Here is a 20670-nt window from a genome sequence, read left to right on the forward strand (position 1 = left end):
ACGTGGTGCGGGGCGGACGGGAGGCACGGGACCGACCCGACCCGCGCCTCCCGTCTGTCAGGTGGTCGCCGCAAGGGCCGCTGCCACGGCTCGTTCCTGCCGCGCATGCGCGGCGAAGGCGTCGGCGACCGGGTTGCGACGGCGGTCGAGCCCGCCGTCGCCGTCTTCGACGAGGTCGAAGAGGCCCATCGTGAGCAGGTGCTCCTGGCGGGGTGCGCCCGTGTGCCGCCAGGTCCACTCGTACATGTCGAACAGCGGCCACCAGGTGTACCCGACCACCGGGACGCCCTCGGCACGGAGCTCGCGCACGGCGGCCACGGAGTCGTCGAGCCAGCCGATGCGTTCGTCGACGGACCCGGTGACGCACGTCTCGGTCAGCATGACCGGGGCGCCGTACCGCTCGGCGTACGTCGTCAGCACGTCGCGGAGTCCCTCGGCCCCCGTGTCCCGGTACGGACGCGGGTCCGCGAAGCCGCCGCCGTGGTGGACGCCGGCCTCGAAGACCTCGGTGGAGTGCAGGGGGTAGTAGTTGACGCCCATCACGTCCGGCCGGACCGCGTGCTGGTGGAACCAGTCCAGGTCCGCGTCGGTGACCCCGCCGGAGCGCAGCCGTCCGACGAGCGGGTGGTGGTCGTCGACGCCGCCGGTCACGAGGTCCTCGACCAGGAACGTCTGGGCGCGGAGCCGCGCCACGGTGTCGCGGTGCTCGGGGGCATCGACGTCGCCGACGTACCGGATGCCGGCGTCGACGTGCACGAAGGTGGCGGCGTCTCCGAGTTCACGGGCGATCGCGTGCTGGGTGGAGACGAACCCCTTCGCCAGCGCCGAGGCGATCCGGGCAGAACCGTCGGCACCGGTCAGGTACGGGGGCCAGTACCCGTACTCACCCGAGAACAGGGCGTGGATGACGGGCTCGTTGACGGGCGTGTAGTCGGTCGCGACGTCGCCGTACCGGGCGGCGAACCGGGCGGCGTACTCCGTGACGTGCGCCGGGTAGTCGGGGTTCGCGAACTGACCGTCGAGCCAGAGCGGTGTGCCGTAGTGCAGCAGGTCGATGACGGGCCGCAGGCCGGTCTCACGGAAGCGCTGCATGACACCGTCGACCCACGACCAGTCCCACACACCGGGCTCGGGAGCGACCCGGTGCCAGGGCACGCCCCAGCGGAGCAGCTCGGCGCCGACGTCGACCGCCAGGCCGAGATCGGCGGCGTACTGCCGGTAGTGGTCGGTGAGTTCGTACTCGTCGATGGGGCGCTCGCCCGGACGGGCCTGCGGGACGAAGGTGTCCTCGATGCCCAGGGCGAAGTGCAGCCGTCCGTCGTCGGACCAGTGCATGGTGTCTCGTTTCGTGGTGGGCGCGTCCCCGAAGGGACCGCGCGGGGTCGTCGTCACTTGAGCCCGGTGCTGGCGACGCTCTCGATGAAGCGGCGTTGCACGAGCAGGAACATGACGGCGAGGGGCAGCACGGCGATCAGGGCGCCGGCCATCATCACGCCCTGCGGGATGATGCCGCCGGGTCCGGTCAGCAGGGTCAGCCCCGAGGTGATGGTCCCCATGTCCTGGTCCGTGGTGAACACCAGCGGCCAGAGCAGGTCGTTCCAGTTGTTGACGAAGGTGAAGATGCCGAGGGTGAGCAGTGCCGGTACGGCGTTCGGCAGGATGATGCTCCGGAAGATCCGCCACTCGGACGCACCGTCGATGCGCGCCGCGTTGTCGAGGTCGCGGGGGAGCGACACGAAGAACTGCCGGAGGAAGAAGATGCCGAAGGCGTCCGCCGCCCGTGGTGCGATGAGGCCGGCGAAGGTGTTCACCCACCCGAGGTCGGACACGAGCTGGTAGATCGGGATCAGGGTGGCCTGGAACGGGATCATCAGGCTGGCGATGATCACGATGAGCAGGACCTTGCTGCCCCGGAAGTCGAGCCGGGCCAGCGCGTAGGCGGCGAGCGCGTCGAACGCCAGCGCGAAGACCGTCACCCCGCCGGCGAAGGCGAAGCTGTTCAGGATGAGCCGGCCGAACGGCAACTGCGTGAAGATCGCCCGGAAGTTGTCGAGCGTCCACGTGTGCGGGAACAGCGTCGGCGGGTAGGCGTTCACCTCGCTCGCCGGCTTGAACGCCGTGAACACGATGACGAGCACGGGGAGCAGCACCGCGAGGGTGACGATGAGCACCGCGGCGAAGCCGAGCCAGCGCATCGACGGTGGGCGCCGGGCCACGGTCCTGCGCCGGACCGCGGTGGCCGGACGGGGGAGTGCGGTCATGATGCGGTGTCCTCTCCGCGCTTGCCGAAGAACAGGAACTGCACGAGGCTCAGCAGCAGGGTCGCGATGAGCAGCACGTACGCCAGTGCGGACGCGAAGCCGAGGTCGAGGTCCTTGAACCCGGACTGGTAGATCTGCATGACGATCGTCTCGGTCGACCGGTACGGCCCGCCGCCGGTCAGGACGTAGATCTGGTCGAACGCCTGCAGTGCGGCGATGAGCGCGACGATGACGACGAACGCCATGGTGTTGCTGAGCATCGGGAACGTCACGTTCGCGAACCGCTGGCGGCCGTTCGCGCCGTCCAGCTGCGCCGCCTCGTACAGGCTGGTCGGGATCTCCTGCAGCCCCGCCAGGAAGATGACCATGTAGAAGCCGAAGTTCTTCCAGACCGCGACGAGCACCACGGTCGGCATGGCGAGCGTCGGGTCCTGCAGGACGTTGCCGAGCCGGATGCCGCCCACCTGGAGCCAGTGGTTCAGCAGGCCGATCTGCGGGTCGAGCAGGTACGACCACGCGAACGCGGCGACCGCCAGGGACACGATGAACGGCAGGAACAGCGCCGAGCGGAAGAAGCCGCGGAACGGCAACGCCGGGTGGTTGAGCGCCAGGGCCAGCACCAGCGCCACGGCGATCGCGACCGGGGTGAACAGCACCGAGTACAGCGCCGTGTTGCCGATCGAGCGGACCACGTCCGGGTCGGTGAAGACCCGGACGTAGTTCGCGAAGCCGACCCAGCTCGGGTCACCGAAGCCGCTGGCGTCCGTGAAGGACAGCCGCAGTGCCGAGAGCATCGGCCACAGGACGAACGCCCCGAGGATGACGATCGCGGGTGCGAGGAAGCCGACGACGGTCGCACGGCGGCGGAAGGTCCCGTTCAGGGGCGTCCGGCCGCCGAGCTGTCCCGGGGGTCGGTACCGACGGCGTCGGCCGAGTTGCTGCGTGGTCATCGTGGTCCTCTACTTCAGGGCTGACTGCACGTCGGTGTCTGCGGTGCCGAGGAGCGACTCCGGGTCGCCGCCCGCGATCGACTTCTGCGTCGCGGTGTCGAGCGCGGTGAGCACGTCACCGCTGTTCACGACGCCCGGGAGGAGCGGGATCGTCGTGCCGGGCAGACCGGTCAGCGCCGCGACGGTGGGGTTCGCGTCGACGTCGGCGGCGGTCACGTCGGTGCGCAGGGACGGCCAACCCGACCCGAGCGCCCACTTGGTCGCGACGTTCTTCTCGTTGAAGTACCGCAGGAAGTCCTCGGCAGCGGCCTGCTTCGGGTCGTCGGTCTGTGCGGTCACGCCGAGCGAGATGCCGATGGCGGAGGCCACCTGCGCCTTCGGCCCGGCCGGGATCGCGGCGATCCCGTAGTCGATGTCGGACGCCTTCGCGACGCCGGCCATCCACGGGCCGCCGATCTCCATGGCGGTCTTGCCGGCGGTGAAGAGCTTGTCGGCCGCGATGCCGTCGACACCGGTCGGCGAGATCTTGTCCTGCCGGATCGCCTTCGCCCAGTACTCGAGCGTCTCGACGTTCGCAGCGGAGTCGATGGTCGACTTCGTGCCGGCGTCGTTCGTGATCGAGCCGCCGTTGCCGGCGAACAGGCTCGGCCAGATGCCGTTGCCGACCGTCTGGTGGTCCGGCAGCACGAGCCCGTACTGCTCCGGGGTGCCGTCGCCGTTCTCGTCCTTCGTCAGCTTCTTCGCGTCGGCGACCCACTCGTCCCACGTCGTCGGGAACGCGTCGATGCCGGCCTCGGCGAAGAGCTTCTTGTTGTAGATCACGGACAGGGGCACGAAGCCACTCGGGACGCCGTACTCCTTGCCGTCGACCTGCTCCATCGCGACGGCCTGCTCCTTGAGCTCGCCGGTGTTGCTGGTGTCGTCGTCGTAGAAGTCGCTCAGGTCGACGAGGGCCTTCTTCTCGGCGTAGACGGGCAGTCGGTCCGAGGTCATCGCGACGATGTCCGGGCCCTTCTTCGCCGTCAGCGCGGGGAGCATCGTGTCGTCGATGACCGCCCACGTCTTCGTCTGGGTCGTGATCGTGACCTTGTCCTGCGACTCGTTGAAGTCCTTGACGATGCCGTCCAGGACCTTGCCGTCGGCCTCGGTGTACCCGTGCCAGAACGTCAGGTCGACGTGGGCGTTCGCGGACGATCCGGGGGAGCCGGCGCATCCGGCCAGGGAGATCGCCGCCGCTGTTGCGAGCGCGACGACCGCGATGTGCTTCTTCATCGAAAACCTGCCATCCGTCCCGCACTTCGGTGTGCGGAACCTCGTCCATGCCGGATTTACACCGGTGTAAATCTGGACAGTAGTCCGTGCTCGACGGGCAGGTCAAGACCTCAGGCGGAGACCGTGCGTTCCACGACGACGGGCGCCGACGACGCCCGCACGACCAGGGCATGCGGCGAGCGCAGCACGCCCGGACCGACGGCCGCGTCCTCCTCGAGCTGCTCGACGAGGACCCCGACCGCCGTCGCCGCGACCCGGTCCAGGTCGGCCGACACCGTGGTCAGCGCGGGCGTCGCGTACGCCGACTCCTCGATGTCGTCGAAGCCGACGACCGCGACGTCGTCCGGCACGGTCCGACCGGCGAGCTGCAACGCGCTCATCGCCCCGAGCGCCAGGGCGTCGTTGCAGCAGACGATCCCGTCGACCTCGACGCCGGAGTCGAGCAGCGCCCGCGCCGCCGCTGCCCCCTCGGCCCGGTGCCAGAGCGCCGTGGGGACGACGAGTTCGGGTCGGAACGCCACGCCGTGCTCGGCGAGCGCCTCGCGGTACCCGCGGAGCCGCTCCTGCGCCGTCCGTACCGGCCCCGACGGTTCGGAACCGATGAAGGCGATCGAACGACGGCCCGCGTCGAGCAGGTGCGCGGTCGCGTCGTGCAGCGCGTCCGCGTTCGACATCGTGATGAACGTGACCGGGCTGTCCGGGATCGGCTCGCCGAGCACCACGAGGGGGAACTTCACCTCGAGCGCAGGAGCATCGCTCGACCGCACCGTCAGCGGGCTGTAGATGATGCCGTCGATCGAGTGTTCGCGCATCCGGGTGATCGCGTCCGCCTCGCGCACACCGCTCGCGGTCTGCTCGATGAGCACCGTGTAGCCCACGGCACCGGCGGCGCGGATGACGGCGTCGGCGAGTTCGGCGAAGTACGCCTGCCGTAGCTCCGGCACCGCCAGGCCGATGACCTTCGACCGGCCGGCGCGGAAGTTCCGGGCCGAGACGTTGAGCTCGTAGCCGAGTTCGTCCACCGCAGCCATCACCCGGTCGTGGGTGCGGGCCGAGACGTGTTCGTAGCCGGAGAGGACGTTCGAGACGGTCTTCTTCGAGACGCCCGCGACGGCTGCGACGTCGCTCATCGTGGGGGGCGAGCGGTGTCCCTGGGCCATCCGCGTCCCCTCTCTCGCGTCCGGAATGCGTTGGGCAGGAACCTACCGCACCAGCGTGGTGCGGCCCGGACGGGAGGCCCGTGGCGGCCTGGTCACGTCCTCCTCCGCAGGCTCACGCCGACCGGGCAGTGCGGGCGCGGTGGTCTTCGCGCGCGGCACTCACGACCCCCGCCACGGCGAGCACGATGAGGATCGTCTGCACCGTGGCGAGCACCGGTGCAGACGTTGCATCGTCGGGCTGGACGAGGGCGTCCGTCGGGCGCGACGGACCGGACGCCAGGTACAGGACGAAGTCGGTCAGCACGTGGACGAGCATCGCCACCCACAGCCGGCCGCTGACCCGACGGACCCAGTAGTACAGGCTGCCGTTCATCGCCAGGAACGACACCTGGAACAGGATCGCCGCCGGTGGCACCCCCGCCCACACGCTCCCGACGACGTGCGCGAGACCGAACACCACCGAGGTGACGAGCAGTGTGACGAGTTCGCCGTGCTTGCCGCGGACGGCCTCGACGAGGATGCCGCGCAGGAAGAGCTCCTCACCGAAACCGACCATGAGCGTGCCGAGCAGGACGATCAGCACCGTGCCGAACGTCCGACCAGCCCCGATCGAGTCGCCGAGCTGAGCGAACGCCAGCACGAGCATGAGCACCGGGATGGCGATCAGCCACAGCCGGCGCGGACGGAGGGTCGGGGTCGGCGGTTCCGACCACACCCGTCGACCCCACCCGGACCGACGCAGGAACACGAGGCCGAACACGATGGCGATCGGCAACGGGATGAAGTGCGACAGGACGAACTCGGCGGTGTCGTCGTCGCCCGCCAGGTCACCGAGCACGTTGCCGAGGACGGCAGCGAAGAGCACGTAGACGACCACGGCGGCCAGGCCGACCCAGGTCGTCCGGGCGATCGGCGCGCGCGTCGGGGCGGTGGTCGTCACCGCGATCGCGTCGCCGTCGACGTGAGCTGCGCCCGCGGTCCGAGCCGTTCGTCAGCACCGCGGATCACGAACCCGACCGACACCAGGGCCAGGGCGCCGACGACGAACACGAACGCCTGCGCGAACGGCGCTGCCGCACCCGGCGTGCCGTTGCCCGAGATGAACTGCGCGAAGTCCCACAAGCCGTGCAGGAACATCGCCGGGATCAACGACCCGGTGCACCGGCGGACGATGTAGAACGACGTCCCGACCAGGAAGGCGAAGCCCACCTGCGGGAGGGTCGCCGACAGCGGCTGCCCGAGCAGCGAGTTGCTGAGGTGCATCGCACCGAAGAGCACGGACGTGATCAGCCACACCCAGACCTCGGACAGCCGACTGCGGAGTGCGACGAGGAGCAGGCCCCTGGCGACGATCTCCTCGGTGAAGCCCACGAGCACCAGGACGAGGGCGGCGGCGAGGAACGCCCCACTGACCGCCTGCCAGTCCGACGCCAGGAGGACGACGACGGCGATCACCGCGAGCAGGACCGGGGCGATCAGCGGCCACCGGTGCTGAGCACGGTGCCGCTCGCGCAGCGCCGGTCCCCACCAGCCGAGCAGCGTCGTGACGATCGCGAGCACGACGGTCGCCACGATGAGGGAGAGCCCGGCGCCGAGGAACAGGTTCCGCGCGGAGTCTCCCCAGCGCGTGTAGTCGATACCCGTCGCCGCTTGGATCCCGACCACGAGAACGGCGTAGCCGACGAAGACCACCACGCCGATCCAGATCTTCGGTGCAACACGCATGCCGTCCCCGTCCGCTCAACGGGACGCCCGATCGTCCCCGGACCCATTGTGCAGGCGGCACGACGGACGTGTTCGTTCAGCCCAGGTGCGCGTAGTCGGGCAGGTCGATCGCGTCGGCCGGTGGCGTGAAGAACCGGTCGCCGAGCCGACCGATGAACGGGGTGGAGGCGACCCGGACCGCAGCACCGAACGCGGCGATGCCGAGCCGGCTCTTCGGGTTCGCGACCCGCGGCACGCCCGGCGGCAGCTGCTGCGCCTGGGCGACGTACGGCCGCATGATGCGCTCGTAGCCCCGGAATGCATCGCGGTGGTCGACGTGGGCCGCGAGCTCGCCGGCCAACACGTACGCCCCGGTGAGCGACAGGCTCGTGCCCATGCCACTGACCGGTGAGGCGCAGTAGGCGGCGTCGCCCACGAGCGCGACCCGACCCTCGGACCACCGCGGCGCGCGGACCTGCCCGATCGACTCGGAGTACAGGTCGTCGGCAGCGTCGATGCCCGCGAGCACACGACGTGCTTCCCAGCCGGCGTCGGCGAAGACCTCGTGCAGTCGTCGGCGCTGCTCCTCGATCGATCGTCGCTCGGATCCGGCGCGCTCCCGGGTCCGGTCGGTCACGAACGACAGTGTCGCCCGGATCGTGCCGTGCCGGTCCGGGCGCAGCGTGACCGATCGGCCACCCGGTGCGTTGTACCAACGCCACCAGTCGTCGTCGGCGTCGGTGCGGGGGATCGTCGCGTAGGACGTCTCGAGGCCGAGGGACCGGATCTCGGGCTCGTCGCCGAAGACCAGTCGCCGGGTGCTCGACCCGATGCCGTCCGCCGCCACCACCAGGTCGAACCGCTCGTCGGCGGCGTGCTCGAACTGCACGGTCACGCCGTCGCCGGCGCCGCCGTCGTCGTCCGCCATGCCGGTGATGCGGTCGCCGAACCGGTACTCGGTGGTGTCGGTGGTCCGGCTGACCAGCAGCTGCGCGAGGTCACCGCGCAGGATCTCGAGCTCCGCGGTGGCGCCGCCCGAGTCCGTGGTTCCGGCCGGGAACTCCGCGATGACCGAACCGGAGCGGCCGATGAACCGCGTGCCGACCTCACCGGTGGTGGCGGCACGGATGTCGTCCTCGATCCCCATCCGCCGCGAGACCTCGCGCCCGGCGCCCCGCACGTCGACGTTCTGGCCACCGGTCCGGAGTTCCGGCGCGCGCTCGACGATCGTCGTGTCGTAGCCGTACCGGTGCAGCCAGTAGGCCAGGGCGGGTCCGGCGATGCTCGCACCGGAGATGAGGACGCGCTTGCGGTCGGTCGACATGTTGCCTCGAATCTTGATTACCAATGAGATTGGCAATCTACACGACTACTATCGACCTCGTGCCGCACGACGAACCGACAGCGCCCACCGACGGAAAACGAGACCGCGACGCCCGGAGCGACCGCGAGGACCGACGCGACCGCGAAGCCGCCCGTCGCGACGGACGGCCGCTGCCCGACGACGACATCCGCGCCCGGGTCCAACAGGTCGGGGTCCGCCAGCAGCGCTTCGAGCGACACCTCGCCCGGGCACTCGACGTCGACGCGGCCGGGCTCGAGGCGATGGACCACCTCATCACCCACGGACGGTCCACCCCGACCGAGCTCGCGCGGCGACTGGAGATCTCCACCGCCGCCATGACCCTCGTGCTCAACCGACTCGAGTCCGCCGGCCACGTCACGCGGGAGCGGCACCCGAGCGACGGCCGGAAGCTCGTGGTCACCGCAGCCGAGCGGTCGTCCGATCGTGCGTACGACCTGGTGCTGCCGCTGATCGAGGGGATCGAGGACGTCGTCGCCGACATGGACGACAGCGAGCGCGCCACGGTGCAGGCGTTCCTGGACCGCCTGATCGGGATCTACGACGACGCGATGGACTGATCAGTCGACTCCGTCGGGTGACCACGGTCGCTCACCGAGGCTCCACCGCGCCATCGCCTCGACCTGTGCCTTCGCGCTCTCCAGGCTCGTGTGGTCGCCGAAGACCTCGCCCGACCACCCACGGACCTCGTACCGGTTCGTGAAGACGACGGTTCCGATGTGGGACCGGCCGGAGCGGGCTTCCCACCGGCCGACCTCGAGCGCGGTCCAGCTCGTCGGGTCGTGCTGGTGTGGGAGATCGGTCTGCGAGGAGGACATGGCGTTTCCGGTCGGCATCGGACGAGGAGATCGTGCCGGCAGCCGGGGGCCTGGGTCACCTGCGGTCGACGGTAGTCCCCGAGGGGATCCGCGGCCCAGGTTCGACCGACCGGAGCAGCCGGACGCGGACAACTCGGAGGCGGAGAGGTGCATCACGGTGCTCGACACGGAGTCCGGGTTCAGCGGACCGCCGCAGGATCGGCGAGCTGGGGGTAGAGCGCCTCGATCGGTGCGGCGAGTCCTTCCTTGACCCGAGCACTGAGTTCGTCGGCGATGACCTCGAACGCGTCAGCCTCGATTCCGTCGTAGATCGCCGACGCGAGGTCGGTCGGGGCCATCTTGGCGTCGTCGGTGTGGGCGGCCATCTGCGTGTCGACGTAGCCGACGTGGACGCCGGTGACGAGCACGCCGTGGGGTGCGAGTTCGAGGCGAAGGGAGTTCGTCGCGGACCAGATCGCGGCCTTCGACGCGCTGTACGCCCCGCCGAACGCGACCCAGCTCGCGACGGAGTGGATGTCGACGAGGGCTGCTCCGGTGGCCGCTGTGAGCAGGGGAGCGAACGCCTGGGCGACGCGCACCGGTGCGAAGAAGTTGATCTCCATCGTCTGGCGGAGGTCGTCGTCCGTCACGTCGAGCATGCTCGCGGTCGACGGGAGTCCGCCGGCGTTGTTGATGACGATGGTGACGTCGCTGGCGGAGGCGACCGCTGCCGACACGGAGTCGGTGTCGGTGACGTCGAGCGCCAACGGGACGATGCGCTCGTCGTCCCATGCACGGGGTGTGCGGGCGGTGGCGTACACCTTGGCGGCGCCGCGCGCGAGCGCCGCGTGCACGAGTGCGGTGCCGATGCCGCCGTTCGATCCGGTGATGAGGACGACGGCGTTGTTGATGGTGGGCATGGTGACTTCTTTCTGCAGGGTGGGGCGGTCGCCGAGAGGGCGGTGGTTACTTGCTGGTCGGGTACAGGGGGCGCAGCGCACGGGTGAGGACCCGGTCGATGGCTCGGTCAGGGAGGAACCGGGCGAGACGCGTCAGGAGCGCAGCGTCCCGGCCGATCGTGTAGCGAGTCCGCGGGCGGGGGTGCGTTGCGGCAGCCGCGATGGTCTTCGCTGCGGTGTCGGCGGTCACTCCGTCGCGGAGGAAGCCTTCGGACTGCGCGAGGATCGCGTGGATCAGCCCGCCGTACCGGTGCTGCTGGTCCGGGGTCATCTCGCTCGAGAGTCGGCGTGCGGTGACGCCGCCGCGTCCGACCATCTCGGTCCGGACTGCGCCGGGCTCGACGATGACCACTCCGACGCCGTGTGGTGCCAGTTCGCGGCGGAGTGAATCGCTGACCGCCTCGAGCGCGAACTTCGACCCCGAGTACGCACCGTAGGTCGGCTGCGCCAGGCGGCCACCGACGGAGCTCATCATGACGACACGTCCGCGGCTTCGGAGCAGCGCCGGCAGAAGCGCCTGGGTGACGGCGATGTGACCGAAGAAGTTGACGTCGAACTGGCGCCGCCACTCGGTCATCGGCATGACCTCGACCGGAGCGTTGACGGCGATCCCCGCGTTGTTGATCAGCGCAGCGAGCGGCAGGTCTTCCGCCTCCACAGCGGCAGCGAGGTCGGCGATCTGCTCGGGCTCGGTGATGTCGAGGATCACCGGGCGCACGGTCGAGGACTGCAGTGCGCGTCCGTCTTCTGCCCGACGAACGCCCGCGAGCACGTGGTGGCCACGGGCAGCGAGCTCGCGGACCGTTGCCGCACCCATCCCGGTGGACGCGCCGGTCACGACGAAGAGCGATGCACTTTCAGTTGACGTTGTCATCTTGCAAGAGTCACATGCTCAGATGACGGTGTCAACTGTAGGATCGGGTCATGGTGAGTCGACTCGAATCCGCCGCTGCCACGCGCCGTGCGCTGCTGGATGCCGCCCGGAACCTGCTGACGGAGGGTGGGCCGGCACGCGTGACGCTCCGCGAGGTGGGCGCGCGCGCGGAGGTGTCCCGAGGGGCGCCGTACCGGCACTTCGCCGACAAGGAGAGCCTCCTCGCTGCGGTCGGAGCGGAGAGTTGGGACCGGATCACGACTGAACTCGCGCAGATCCAGGCGTCGGACTCCCGCTCTGCGGTGGACCGCCTCAGAGCCGCGTTGGAGACGCTGATGGCGGTGGCTCGGGACGAGCCGGAGGTCTACCGGATGATGTTCACGATGCCGGCGAACGATCCGGAGGTCGCGATCGCGGCTGCGGCACGCGCGCAGTTCGAGTTCTTGCGCATCGTCGGGAGCGTGGTCGGTGCCGAGCATGCGCACTTGTACGGAGCGATGCTGCTGACGAGCGCGCACGGCATCGCGAGCATGGATGCCAGCGGCCACCTCTCGCCCCAGATGTGGCAGACGACTCCCGCTGCGGTGGTGACTGCACTGGTCGATCTCGTCGCGCACGCCAGCTGACACCTCAGAGGTTGATCATGTGCCCGGTGAGCCCGTGGAACGCTTCCTGCAGCGCCTCACCGAGCGTCGGATGGGCGTGCACGTTGCGCGCGAGCTCCAGCGCGGTCAGGTCCCACTTCTGGGCGAGGGTGAGTTCTGGGAGGAGCTCGGCGACGTCGGCTCCGACCATGTGCGCCCCGAGGAGTTCTCCGTGGCGGGCGTCCGCGACGAGCTTGACGAACCCGCCGGGCTCGCCGAGGCCCTGGGCCTTCCCGTTCGCGGTGAACGGGAACTTGGCGACTCGGACGTCGTGACCCTCGGCGCGGGCTTGGGCTTCGGTGAGGCCGAACGACGCGACCTGCGGCTGGCTGAAGGTGGCGCGCGGCATCATCCGGTAGTCGACGATCGGCATGGTCTCGGCGCCGGCGATGGTCTCCGCCGCGACGACGCCCTGTGCCTCGGCGACGTGGGCGAGTTGGAGCTTCGCCGTGACGTCGCCGATCGCGAAGACGTGTGGCACGTCGGTGCGCATGACGTCGTCGACCGCGACTGCTCCGTGTTCGGTGAGCGACACCCCGGTGCGTTCGAGACCGAACCCCTCGGTCCTGGGGGCGAACCCGACCGAGACCAACGCCCGGTCGGCGCGCAGGCTCGATCGCTGACCCGCGGCGTCGGTGTACTCGACGGTGACGGCCGCACCGTCGTCGGTGACGGACTCGACCTTCGTCGAGGTGAGGAGGGTGATCCCGAGCTTCCGGTACTGCCGTGCGACCTCCTTCGACACCTCGGCGTCCTCGTTGGGCAGGACGCGGTCGAGGTACTCGACGATGGTGACGTGCACGCCGTAGTTGGCGAGGACGTAGGCGAACTCGATCCCGATGGCGCCAGCGCCGATGATCACGATGGACTCCGGCAGGTCTCGGTCGAGGATCTGGGTCTCGTACGTGACGACGCGTTCGCTCAGTGCGATCCCGGGGAGGAGCCGGACGGTCGACCCCGTTGCGATGATGACGTGCTCGAACGTGATCTGTCGACTGCCGCCCTGGGTGAGGTCGACCTGCATGGTGTGTGCGTCGGTGAAGGTGCCCCGGCCGTCGATCTCGGTGATCGCGTTCTTCTGCATGAGGTAGTGGACGCCCTTGACGCGCCCCGCCGCGACGGATCGGCTGCGGTCGTGGGCGATTCCGTAGTCGAAGGTGACGTCGCCGGAGATCCCGAACCGCTCCGCGTCGTGCTGGAAGACGTGGGCCAGTTCGGCGTTCCGGAGCAGGGCCTTGGACGGGATGCAGCCGACGTTGAGGCAGACCCCTCCCCAGTACTGCTGTTCGACGACGGCGACGCGCTTGCCGAGTTGGGCGGCACGGATCGCGGCGACGTAGCCTCCGGGGCCGGCGCCGAGGATCACGACGTCGAAGTGCTGGTGGTCGGTGGCGTTCATGACAGGCCTTCTCTCTGTGTGGCGGAGACCAGATCCGACGACGACCCACGAGGCGCGATGACCGTGTCGATCTGTGTGCGGATGTCGGCGAGGAGTTCATCGGCGCCCCGGTCGAGGTGGATCGTCGCGGTGACACCGATGTGGACGATCGCGGTGACGACGCCGGCCAGGACGGTCGCTTCGCCGTGCTCGATGTGTGCTGACCGCTCGAGTGCGCGTGCGATGCCACCCTCGAGCTGCTCGGCGAGGACGAGACCGCGGCGCCGGTTCGCTTCGGTCGGGTCGCCGAACACCAGCTCGTGCAGGTAGGTGCGGCCGTTCTCCGGATGCTCCCGGATGCACAGCACAACCGGCGTGAGCACCGCGAGCACGACCTCCGTCGGGGATGCAGCGGAGGAGACGACATTGGCGACGGTGAGTCCTTCTTCGATCGCCGCCGCGAACTCCTCGTTCTGGACCATGATCAGCAGCTCCGCTTTCGAGGCGGCGTACCGGAACAGGGTGCCCACCGCGACATCGGCTCGGTCAGCGATCTGCTGGGTCGTGACTCGGGACACGCCGTGCTCGGCGAACAGTGCTCGCGCAGCAGCGACGATCCGTCGTGACTTGTCCTCCTTCGCGCGCTCGCGGCGCGTCGGTTCAGTCCGTTGCTGTGACATCCGAACTCCCTTGACAAGACGACTGAGTGACCTCATTATTGAGCGTACTCGGGAAAACCGGGGACCACCAGTCGCTGCTGCAGGGACCGAGGAGAAGGCGAGACGACCGTGACCGACACCGGAGACGTCCAGCGGGTCGAGACGACCCCCACGCAGGTGGTGCCCGTCCCGACCGGCGGCGTCGCCATCCGGGTCCTCGGTCGGCCGGCCGACGAAGCAACTCCGCTGGTGGCACTGACGCACCTCGGCGGGAACCTCGACAGTTTCGACCCCGAGGTCGTCGACCCGCTGGCAGAACACCGCCGGGTGGTCCTCGTCGGGTACTCCGGCGTCGGCGCTTCGGACGGCCCGCTCCGAGACTCGATCGAGGACATGGCCGTCGACGTCATCGCAGTGATCCGGGCACTCGGGTTCGAACGGGTCGACCTGCTCGGACTCTCGATGGGCGGGATGGTCGCTCAGGAGATCGCAGACCGGGTGCCGGAGTCGGTGGAGCACCTCGTCCTCGCCGGGTCGGGCCCTGCGGGCGGTCCGGGACTCACTCGGCTGCCGGGCATCATGATCCGGGGGATCCTGCGGGGCATCCTCACCCGCACGGACCCGACGGTCCTGTTGTTCTTCACGCGAACCCGGAACGGTCGTCGGGCCGCAGCCGCGTACCGGTCCCGCCTCGCACGACGTGTCGTCGACCGAGACGCGCCGGTCGCGCTCCGCGTGTTCCGCGCGCAACTCCGAGCGGTGCACCGATGGGGAGACCGCCGCTGGTCGCCGACTCCTTCAGCGTTCAGCGGCCCCGTCCTCGTCGTCCACGGCGACTCCGACCGGATGGTTCCGGCAGCCAACGCCGAGACCCTGCGTGACCGCTACCCGCAGGCGACCGTCCGCCGCTTCCCCGACTCCGGCCACGGCGTCGTCTCGCAGAACCGAACGGACATCGTGACCGCCGTCCGGCAACTCCTGCAGACGTAGTACGACATCCCCCACCCCCACGACCACACGACCCCAGGAGCAACCGACCATGCGCGCCTTCGCCTTCGACCAGTACAAGCAGCCCCTCCGCGAGACCGACGTCCCCGAACCGGTCGTCGGCGAACACGACGTCCTCGTGGCCGTCGCCGCCGCCGGCCTGAACCAGCTCGACGAGAAGATCCGCCAGGGCGAGTTCAAGCTGATCCTGCCGTACAAGACCCCGCTCGTCCTCGGCCACGACGTCGCCGGCACCGTGATCGCGGTCGGAGCAGGCGTCCGACGGATCAAGCCCGGTGACGAGGTCTTCGCCCGCCCCCGTGACCACCGCATCGGCACGTTCGCCGAGCGCATCGCCGTCGACGAAGCCGACGTCGCCCGCGCGCCGTCGAACGTGAGCGCAGCCGAGGCCGCCTCGATGCCGCTCGTCGCCCTGACCGCGTGGCAAGCGCTCGTCGAGAAGGGCGGGGTCGGACCGGGCACGAAGGTGCTCGTCCACGCGGGCTCCGGTGGCGTGGGGACGATCGCGATCCAGCTCGCCAAGCACCTCGGTGCCCACGTCGCCACCACGGCGTCGGCCGCCAACGCCGAGTTCGTCCGCGAGCTCGGTGCCGACGTGGTGATCGACTACCGAGCCCAGGACTTCGAGCAGGAACTGTCCGACTACGACTTCGTCCTCGACAGCCTGGGCGGCGAGAACCTCGAGAAGTCCATGCGCGTGCTGCGCCCCGGCGGCAAGGTCGTGAGCATCAACGGCACACCTGACCCCGCCTTCGCGAAGGAGGCCGGGCTCAACCCGGTGATCCGACTGGTGATAGCCGGCATCAGCCGCAAGGTCCGCGCGCAGGCGAAGCGACTCGGGGTCACGTACGAGTTCCTGTTCATGCGAGCGGACGGCGCGCAGCTCCAGCAGATCGCCGACCTCGTGCAGGCCGGCGCGATCCGACCGGTGGTCGGCGCCACGTTCGCCTTCGACCAGACCCCCGAAGCGCTCACGTCGATCGGGACGAGCCGCGTGCGCGGCAAGACCGTCGTCACCAGCAACTGACACCCCACCCACGACCGAACGGATCCGCCACCATGAGCGCCACCGACCCCGCGATCACCTCGTACGCCCACGCACCGACCAAGACCGTGCACGCCGGCGGTGCCACCTTCGCGTACCGCGAGCTCGGGCCGACCGGAGGCATCCCCGTCGTGTTCTTCGTGCACCTCGCAGCGACACTCGACAACTGGGACCCACGGATCGTCGACGCGATCGCCGCGACCCGGCACGTGATCACCTTCGACCAGCTCGGCGTCGGCGCCTCCAGCGGCACCTTCCCCGACACCCTCGACGCCGCAGCGGATGACGCGTACGCGTTCATCAGCGCCCTCGGCCACGAACAGATCGACGTGTTCTCGTTCTCGATGGGCGGGATGATCGCGCAGGACCTCGTCGTCGCGCACCCCCGGCTCGTCCGGCGGCTCGTCCTGACCGGCACCGGACCACGCGGCGGCAAGGACATGGACAAGGTCGCTCGCACGACGTACTACGACATCCTGCGCGCCACGCTCACCCGGTCGGACCCGAAGGAGTTCCTGTTCTTCAACCGCGATGCCGTCGGTAAGCAAGCAGGCAAGACGTTCATCGGGCGTCTGGAGGAACGCACGAACGACCGCGACGAGGCGATCAGCGCCAAGGCGTTCCGAACCCAGCTCAAGGCCATCCAGCGCTTCGGCCGGTCCGAGCCGTCCGACCTGTCCGTGATCACGCAGCCGACCCTGATCGCCAACGGCGACCACGACCGGATGGTGCCCTCGGTCCTCTCCGAGGACCTGCACCGCCGCATCGCCGGGTCCGAGCTGGTCATCTACCCGAACTCCGGCCACGGCGGCGTCTTCCAGTACTGGGAGCAGTTCGCCCCGGTCGCTGCGGAGTTCCTGGCCGCCTGACCGCGGCACCACCGCTTCAGCGCGGCAGGACCACCTCGAGCTGCGCCCGGATCGACTCGACGACGCTCGCCACGCTGGTCTCGGGGTCGACGTGCGACACCATGGTGACGAACACCACCGCCGAGACCACGTGCGCGAGCATCGCGGCCCGTGCGTCGTCGAGACCACAGCGGTCGATCAGGATCGCCGCGATCGCCTGCTCGGTCATCCCCGAGATCGCGAGCGCTCGCGCATGATGCGGCTCGCCAGGGTCCCCGAAGGCCATCTCCCGCAGGTAGGTCCGCCCGTTGGACACCTGCACCCGGTTGCAGGCGACGATCGGCGTCACGAGCGCGAGCACCGCATCGAGCACGTCGTCGGTCGCCTCAGCAGCTCGACGGCCCTGCGCGAGGGCCTCGTCGTACTTCGCGTTCTGCACCAGCAGCAGCAACTCGCCCTTGGTCTTCGCGTACAGGAAGAGCGTGCCGGCTCCGATGTCCGCGCGCTCCGCGATCTGCTGGGTTGTCACTTCGTCGACGCCGTGCTCGGCGAACAGTTCGCCGGCAGCAGCCGTGATCCGGTCGAGCTTGTCCTGCCGGTTCCGCTCACGCCGACCTGGGACCTGTGTCACGTGCACACTCCGGATCTGGTCGGCGATGGGGTCGACCCATCCTGCCATCCGCAGGAGAACCCCGGGACCCGGCCGGCGGCCGTCGACGTGGCGCGCAGTGCTGACGGGAGGCCCGTGGCGGGCCCGCACCGTTCCTCCCGTCCGCCGCCCCCTGCGTTCAGTGCCCGCCCTGCGGTCAGCGCGCCACGCGCGTGAACGTGCGGTGCACGACCCCCGACGGCGACGCGACCGTCTCGACGGCGAAGCGCTCCTCGATCCCCTCGAGTCCGTCCCAGAGCCGCTCGCCGCGGCCGAGCACGATCGGCACCTCGACCAGGTGCAGGTGGTCGACCAGGTCGGCCTGCAGGAACTCGCGGACTGTCTCGACCCCGCCGCCGATCCGTACGTCGCGGCCCGGTGCGGCCTGGCGGGCGAGCTCGAGCGCTTCCGCCGGGGTGGCGTCGACGAAGTGGAAGGTCGTCCCGCCCGCCATCTCGAGGGGCTCGCGCGGGTGGTGGGTGAGCACGAACACGGGCGTGTGGAACGGTGGTTCGTCGCCCCACCACCCGGTCCAGCCGTCGTCGGGCCACGGTCCGCGCTGGGGTCCGAACTTGTTCCGCCCCATGATCTCGACACCGATCTCCGGTCCCCAGGCGCGAGCGAACTCGTCGTCGACATCGGTGGTCCCGCCGGACGCTCCTTGCATCGCGCGGAAGGTGGCCGTGGCGGCGAACCACCCCATGAGTCGGCCGTCGGCGTGCCCGAACGGCCGGTCGATCGACTGGTCGGCTCCGGCGCCGTACCCGTCGAGCGAGATCGCGAAGTTGTGGACCCTGACCGTCGACATGGTGCTCCTGTCCTGCTTCAGAGGGTGATGCCCGTCGCCGTCGCCAGGGCGTCGACGAGTTGGCGGCGGAACTGCGGGTCAGCAACCGCCTGGTGCGGCTCCTGCCGCTTTCCGTGGAACCAGTAACCACCGCTGAGGGTTGCGTCGGGGTCGGTCACGAGGGCTTCCTGGGTACGGTGCCCGAGCTCGAGGTCGTCCGACGCCCCCGCGCCGCCCATCTTGGTCGGGACCCAACCCGGGTCGACGGCGTTGCTCAGGACCCCGGGCCGGCGCGCCGCGACCTCGGCGGCGAGCGCGGTCACGAAGAGCTTGGTGTCCGAGTAGGTGTTCGTCTCCGCGGTGCCGTCCCAGTCGACGCCGTCCAGTCGGGGCCGGCCGCCGCGGTGCATCCCGCTGCTCAGGTACACGTGCCGGGTCGGCGCGTGGAGCAGCGCGGTGAACAGGTACGGCGCGACGACGTTGACCGGGATCAGCGCACGGCCGGAGATCACGCCGGCGTTGTGCACGACCGCGTCGATCGGGTCGCCGGTGTCGAGGTCGCGCGCAGCGGCGATCACGGCGTCGCGGTCGGACAGGTCGGCGACGACGAGCGTGGCACCACGGTCGAGCAGGTCGGCGACTGCCTCCGCCCGTGCCGTGCTCCGGGCGTGCACGACGACCTCGTGCCCGTCGCGGAGCAGGGTGTCGGCGGTCGCCCGCCCGAGGCCGTCGGTCGAGCCGGTGACGAGGATGCGGGACATGCGTTCATCATGCGCCGGGTGGCGGGGGCGTGTGCGGCAGGTGGACCAGCAGCGGGGCGGACGGGAGGCGCGGGGCGGGCCCGCACCGCGCCTCCCGTCCGTTCTCGGCCCGGCCACAGGGCTGCAGTACGGTCGCAGCATGAGCAGCTTCCTCGACCCCGCGGACGCCGTCGCCGTCGGCGACGCGACGATCGTGCCGGACGCGACGCGTCCGGTCGCAGCGGTCGTCACGGGTGACGACGTGCGGTGGGTGACGTGGTCGGACGCCCTGTTGCCCGCCGGTGCGGTCGACGACGTCCGCGTCCTGGCGACCACAGATGGCGCGTGGATCGTCTACGGGTCGAACGGTGACGGTGGCGACGCCGTGTCCCGGTCAGCCGTCCACGTCACGCCGACCGGTGTGACGTGCGCGGTCGAGCTCGGGGATCGTCGGCCGCACGGTGCCGACGTGGACGGGTTGTGGATCGGTGACCCGCGACCCGCGTCGATGTGGGACGGCGAGGACGACGACGTGGACGTCGATGTGGATGCCGGTGGCTCCGACGACTCCGACGCCGACGCCGACGATCCGCTCGACGGCGTCGACCCCGAGACCCTGCCGTGGGCGCCGGCCGAGCCGTTCTGGCCGACACCAGAGGAGTGGGCGGCGACGCTCGAGACCGAGGCCGCCGCCGAGCACGATCACGACGACCCGGAACTGCTCGACGACGAGGACGACGGTGGCCCGTACACCTGGAGCATCGGCTTCGGCGACGAGTCCGACGGCTTCGTCCCGTCGATGGAGCCACTCGCTGACCCGGGTCCGCCATTGCCCACCCCGGCGACCGACCTGGTGCTCGTGCGGCCGGACGGCACCCGCGCGACGATCGCTGTCGACCACCTGGTCGACGGCGTCGGTCGCGAGGGCTCGGTGCTGACCGTCCGGTACGCGCCCACCGGGCCCCGGCGGACTCCGGACTCCGCGGGCGGGCTGGACTACACGTACCAGTACCGCGAGGTCGACGTCGACCTCTCCGATGGCCTGCCGACCACCATCACCACCGATGCCCTGCCGGCGCGGACGGTGGACGAGGACGAGGACGAGGACGAATCGTCGTGGGAGGCCGAGGAAGCACGGCTCGAAGCGGCTCGCGCCCCGTGGATCGAGCGGCTCGACCTCACCGGGGTCGAGGGCGCCCGGTGGCCGCTCCACGACACGGACGACTCGACGAAGGCGCAGGCGGTCGCCGCACTCGTCGGGGTGTTCGAGTCGCTGGCCGAGCCGGGCATCCTGTGGACCCGCGAGCACCCGGAGCCCCGCCGTGCGGCGAGCGCCTACCGGGCCGTCGAGGTCGTCGTCGAGGGGGAGTGGCCGTCGACCGAGGTGGTCGTGTCGTTCGAGCACAGCGACGTGCCGTACCTGCGGCTCCGTCGGCGCTACCGGGTGTTCGACGACGCCGGCCACGTCGAGGACTGGACGTACGTGACGGTGTACCTCGAGGAGGACATCGCGACCCGGGACATCCCTGCGCGTGACGCCGCCGTGGACGGCGTCCTCGACATCTGACGGAT

At 70.1% G+C, this 20670-nt stretch carries 22 protein-coding genes; 6 read left to right on the forward strand and 16 right to left on the reverse strand.

The features are described 5' to 3' along the window. Positions 1-57: 57 nt before the first annotated feature. The 8 genes from EDF28_RS02690 to EDF28_RS02725 all read right to left on the reverse strand — a co-directional run bounded on the left by EDF28_RS02690 (position 58) and on the right by EDF28_RS02725 (position 8671). Positions 58-1335 (reverse strand): family 1 glycosylhydrolase, encoded by a 1278-nt coding sequence (locus EDF28_RS02690; protein WP_123937083.1) that lies wholly within the window; start codon positions 1333-1335, stop codon positions 58-60. 53 nt (positions 1336-1388) lie between these two features. After that, entirely contained in the window at positions 1389-2261 is an 873-nt protein-coding gene (locus tag EDF28_RS02695) for a carbohydrate ABC transporter permease (RefSeq protein ID WP_123937084.1), read from the reverse strand. Then, positions 2258-3211, reverse strand: a complete 954-nt coding sequence (locus tag EDF28_RS02700) for a carbohydrate ABC transporter permease (protein ID WP_111083634.1) — start codon at positions 3209-3211, stop codon at positions 2258-2260. The genes EDF28_RS02695 and EDF28_RS02700 overlap by 4 nt, the downstream gene beginning before the upstream one ends. A gap of 9 nt (positions 3212-3220) precedes the next feature. Continuing rightward, on the reverse strand, positions 3221-4483 hold the full coding sequence (locus tag EDF28_RS02705) for an ABC transporter substrate-binding protein (protein ID WP_123937085.1): 1263 nt from the start codon (positions 4481-4483) through the stop codon (positions 3221-3223). A 110-nt stretch (positions 4484-4593) separates the two neighbouring features. Beyond that, positions 4594-5613: a LacI family DNA-binding transcriptional regulator gene (locus EDF28_RS02710; RefSeq protein ID WP_185094119.1), complete on the reverse strand. Its 1020-nt coding sequence runs from the start codon at positions 5611-5613 to the stop codon at positions 4594-4596. Between the two features lie 142 nt (positions 5614-5755). Then, positions 5756-6583 (reverse strand): CPBP family intramembrane glutamic endopeptidase, encoded by an 828-nt coding sequence (locus EDF28_RS02715; protein ID WP_123937087.1) that lies wholly within the window; start codon positions 6581-6583, stop codon positions 5756-5758. After that, positions 6580-7368 carry a CPBP family intramembrane glutamic endopeptidase gene (locus EDF28_RS02720; protein ID WP_123937088.1) on the reverse strand — a complete coding sequence of 263 codons (789 nt, stop codon included), beginning with the start codon at positions 7366-7368 and terminating at the stop codon, positions 6580-6582. Before EDF28_RS02720 ends, EDF28_RS02715 begins: the two co-directional genes overlap by 4 nt. Positions 7369-7444: 76 nt before the next feature. After that, complete coding sequence (locus EDF28_RS02725; protein ID WP_123937089.1) at positions 7445-8671, reverse strand: FAD-dependent monooxygenase; 1227 nt, start codon at positions 8669-8671, stop codon at positions 7445-7447. A 23-nt stretch (positions 8672-8694) separates the two neighbouring features. Here EDF28_RS02725 and EDF28_RS02730 point away from each other — a divergent pair, with 23 nt between their 5' ends. Beyond that, the gene (locus EDF28_RS02730) at positions 8695-9270 is read left to right on the forward strand and encodes a MarR family winged helix-turn-helix transcriptional regulator (protein ID WP_123937090.1); all 576 of its coding nucleotides are present in this window, start codon (positions 8695-8697) and stop codon (positions 9268-9270) included. Here the strand turns inward: EDF28_RS02730 and EDF28_RS02735 are convergent, their stop codons facing one another. From EDF28_RS02735 to EDF28_RS02745, 3 genes are all read right to left on the reverse strand, one after another. After that, positions 9271-9546 carry a hypothetical protein gene (locus EDF28_RS02735; RefSeq protein ID WP_123292961.1) on the reverse strand — a complete coding sequence of 92 codons (276 nt, stop codon included), beginning with the start codon at positions 9544-9546 and terminating at the stop codon, positions 9271-9273. Positions 9547-9707: 161 nt separating this feature from the next. Continuing rightward, positions 9708-10427, reverse strand: a complete 720-nt coding sequence (locus EDF28_RS02740) for an SDR family oxidoreductase (protein WP_123937091.1) — start codon at positions 10425-10427, stop codon at positions 9708-9710. 46 nt (positions 10428-10473) lie between these two features. After that, positions 10474-11340: an SDR family NAD(P)-dependent oxidoreductase gene (locus EDF28_RS02745; RefSeq protein WP_123937092.1), complete on the reverse strand. Its 867-nt coding sequence runs from the start codon at positions 11338-11340 to the stop codon at positions 10474-10476. A 50-nt stretch (positions 11341-11390) separates the two neighbouring features. On the opposite strand from EDF28_RS02745, the gene EDF28_RS02750 reads away from it, so the two are divergent. Next, the gene (locus tag EDF28_RS02750) at positions 11391-11966 is read left to right on the forward strand and encodes a TetR/AcrR family transcriptional regulator (RefSeq protein ID WP_123937093.1); all 576 of its coding nucleotides are present in this window, start codon (positions 11391-11393) and stop codon (positions 11964-11966) included. A 4-nt stretch (positions 11967-11970) separates the two neighbouring features. Here the strand turns inward: EDF28_RS02750 and lpdA are convergent, their stop codons facing one another. Then, on the reverse strand, positions 11971-13383 hold the full coding sequence (gene lpdA, locus EDF28_RS02755) for a dihydrolipoyl dehydrogenase (RefSeq protein ID WP_123937094.1): 1413 nt from the start codon (positions 13381-13383) through the stop codon (positions 11971-11973). After that, complete coding sequence (locus EDF28_RS02760; protein ID WP_123937095.1) at positions 13380-14042, reverse strand: TetR/AcrR family transcriptional regulator; 663 nt, start codon at positions 14040-14042, stop codon at positions 13380-13382. Before EDF28_RS02760 ends, lpdA begins: the two co-directional genes overlap by 4 nt. Positions 14043-14150: 108 nt before the next feature. On the opposite strand from EDF28_RS02760, the gene EDF28_RS02765 reads away from it, so the two are divergent. The 3 genes from EDF28_RS02765 to EDF28_RS02775 are packed head-to-tail and all read left to right on the forward strand — an operon-like array spanning position 14151 to position 16943. Then, the gene (locus EDF28_RS02765; protein ID WP_123937096.1) at positions 14151-15011 is read left to right on the forward strand and encodes an alpha/beta fold hydrolase; all 861 of its coding nucleotides are present in this window, start codon (positions 14151-14153) and stop codon (positions 15009-15011) included. Between the two features lie 49 nt (positions 15012-15060). Then, entirely contained in the window at positions 15061-16056 is a 996-nt protein-coding gene (locus EDF28_RS02770) for an NADP-dependent oxidoreductase (RefSeq protein ID WP_123937097.1), read from the forward strand. Positions 16057-16088: 32 nt separating this feature from the next. Then, positions 16089-16943, forward strand: a complete 855-nt coding sequence (locus EDF28_RS02775) for an alpha/beta fold hydrolase (protein WP_123937098.1) — start codon at positions 16089-16091, stop codon at positions 16941-16943. Between the two features lie 16 nt (positions 16944-16959). On the opposite strand, the gene EDF28_RS02780 is transcribed toward EDF28_RS02775, so the two are convergent. From EDF28_RS02780 to EDF28_RS02790, 3 genes are all read right to left on the reverse strand, one after another. Further along, positions 16960-17601, reverse strand: a complete 642-nt coding sequence (locus EDF28_RS02780; RefSeq protein WP_123937099.1) for a TetR/AcrR family transcriptional regulator — start codon at positions 17599-17601, stop codon at positions 16960-16962. 127 nt (positions 17602-17728) lie between these two features. Then, a complete protein-coding gene (locus tag EDF28_RS02785; RefSeq protein ID WP_123937100.1) occupies positions 17729-18379 on the reverse strand; it encodes a dihydrofolate reductase family protein in 651 nt (216 codons plus the stop codon). Between the two features lie 17 nt (positions 18380-18396). Next, the gene (locus tag EDF28_RS02790) at positions 18397-19119 is read right to left on the reverse strand and encodes an SDR family NAD(P)-dependent oxidoreductase (protein WP_123937101.1); all 723 of its coding nucleotides are present in this window, start codon (positions 19117-19119) and stop codon (positions 18397-18399) included. 139 nt (positions 19120-19258) lie between these two features. Between EDF28_RS02790 and EDF28_RS02795 the strand changes: the two genes are divergently transcribed. After that, positions 19259-20665, forward strand: a complete 1407-nt coding sequence (locus EDF28_RS02795; protein WP_123937102.1) for a hypothetical protein — start codon at positions 19259-19261, stop codon at positions 20663-20665. Positions 20666-20670 lie beyond the last annotated feature (5 nt).

Source organism: Curtobacterium sp. PhB137 (assembly GCF_003814955.1).
In the GTDB taxonomy this organism is placed as follows: domain Bacteria; phylum Actinomycetota; class Actinomycetes; order Actinomycetales; family Microbacteriaceae; genus Curtobacterium.

What these genes read in the sequence shown, in the direction of transcription:
- EDF28_RS02710 (WP_185094119.1), bottom strand. Translation starts at nt 5,613, where the DNA reads ATGAGCGACGTCGCAGCCGTCGCGGGCGTCTCGAAGAAGACCGTCTCG.
- lpdA (WP_123937094.1), bottom strand. Translation starts at nt 13,383, where the DNA reads ATGAACGCCACCGACCACCAGCACTTCGACGTCGTGATCCTCGGCGCC.
- EDF28_RS02730 (WP_123937090.1), top strand. Translation starts at nt 8,695, where the DNA reads ATGAGATTGGCAATCTACACGACTACTATCGACCTCGTGCCGCACGAC.
- EDF28_RS02740 (WP_123937091.1), bottom strand. Translation starts at nt 10,427, where the DNA reads ATGCCCACCATCAACAACGCCGTCGTCCTCATCACCGGATCGAACGGC.
- EDF28_RS02700 (WP_111083634.1), bottom strand. Translation starts at nt 3,211, where the DNA reads ATGACCACGCAGCAACTCGGCCGACGCCGTCGGTACCGACCCCCGGGA.
- EDF28_RS02770 (WP_123937097.1), top strand. Translation starts at nt 15,061, where the DNA reads ATGCGCGCCTTCGCCTTCGACCAGTACAAGCAGCCCCTCCGCGAGACC.
- EDF28_RS02705 (WP_123937085.1), bottom strand. Translation starts at nt 4,483, where the DNA reads ATGAAGAAGCACATCGCGGTCGTCGCGCTCGCAACAGCGGCGGCGATC.
- EDF28_RS02745 (WP_123937092.1), bottom strand. Translation starts at nt 11,340, where the DNA reads ATGACAACGTCAACTGAAAGTGCATCGCTCTTCGTCGTGACCGGCGCG.
- EDF28_RS02775 (WP_123937098.1), top strand. Translation starts at nt 16,089, where the DNA reads ATGAGCGCCACCGACCCCGCGATCACCTCGTACGCCCACGCACCGACC.
- EDF28_RS02695 (WP_123937084.1), bottom strand. Translation starts at nt 2,261, where the DNA reads ATGACCGCACTCCCCCGTCCGGCCACCGCGGTCCGGCGCAGGACCGTG.
- EDF28_RS02690 (WP_123937083.1), bottom strand. Translation starts at nt 1,335, where the DNA reads ATGCACTGGTCCGACGACGGACGGCTGCACTTCGCCCTGGGCATCGAG.
- EDF28_RS02760 (WP_123937095.1), bottom strand. Translation starts at nt 14,042, where the DNA reads ATGTCACAGCAACGGACTGAACCGACGCGCCGCGAGCGCGCGAAGGAG.
- EDF28_RS02725 (WP_123937089.1), bottom strand. Translation starts at nt 8,671, where the DNA reads ATGTCGACCGACCGCAAGCGCGTCCTCATCTCCGGTGCGAGCATCGCC.
- EDF28_RS02790 (WP_123937101.1), bottom strand. Translation starts at nt 19,119, where the DNA reads ATGTCCCGCATCCTCGTCACCGGCTCGACCGACGGCCTCGGGCGGGCG.
- EDF28_RS02750 (WP_123937093.1), top strand. Translation starts at nt 11,391, where the DNA reads ATGGTGAGTCGACTCGAATCCGCCGCTGCCACGCGCCGTGCGCTGCTG.
- EDF28_RS02780 (WP_123937099.1), bottom strand. Translation starts at nt 17,601, where the DNA reads ATGGCAGGATGGGTCGACCCCATCGCCGACCAGATCCGGAGTGTGCAC.
- EDF28_RS02720 (WP_123937088.1), bottom strand. Translation starts at nt 7,368, where the DNA reads ATGCGTGTTGCACCGAAGATCTGGATCGGCGTGGTGGTCTTCGTCGGC.
- EDF28_RS02785 (WP_123937100.1), bottom strand. Translation starts at nt 18,379, where the DNA reads ATGTCGACGGTCAGGGTCCACAACTTCGCGATCTCGCTCGACGGGTAC.
- EDF28_RS02795 (WP_123937102.1), top strand. Translation starts at nt 19,259, where the DNA reads ATGAGCAGCTTCCTCGACCCCGCGGACGCCGTCGCCGTCGGCGACGCG.
- EDF28_RS02735 (WP_123292961.1), bottom strand. Translation starts at nt 9,546, where the DNA reads ATGCCGACCGGAAACGCCATGTCCTCCTCGCAGACCGATCTCCCACAC.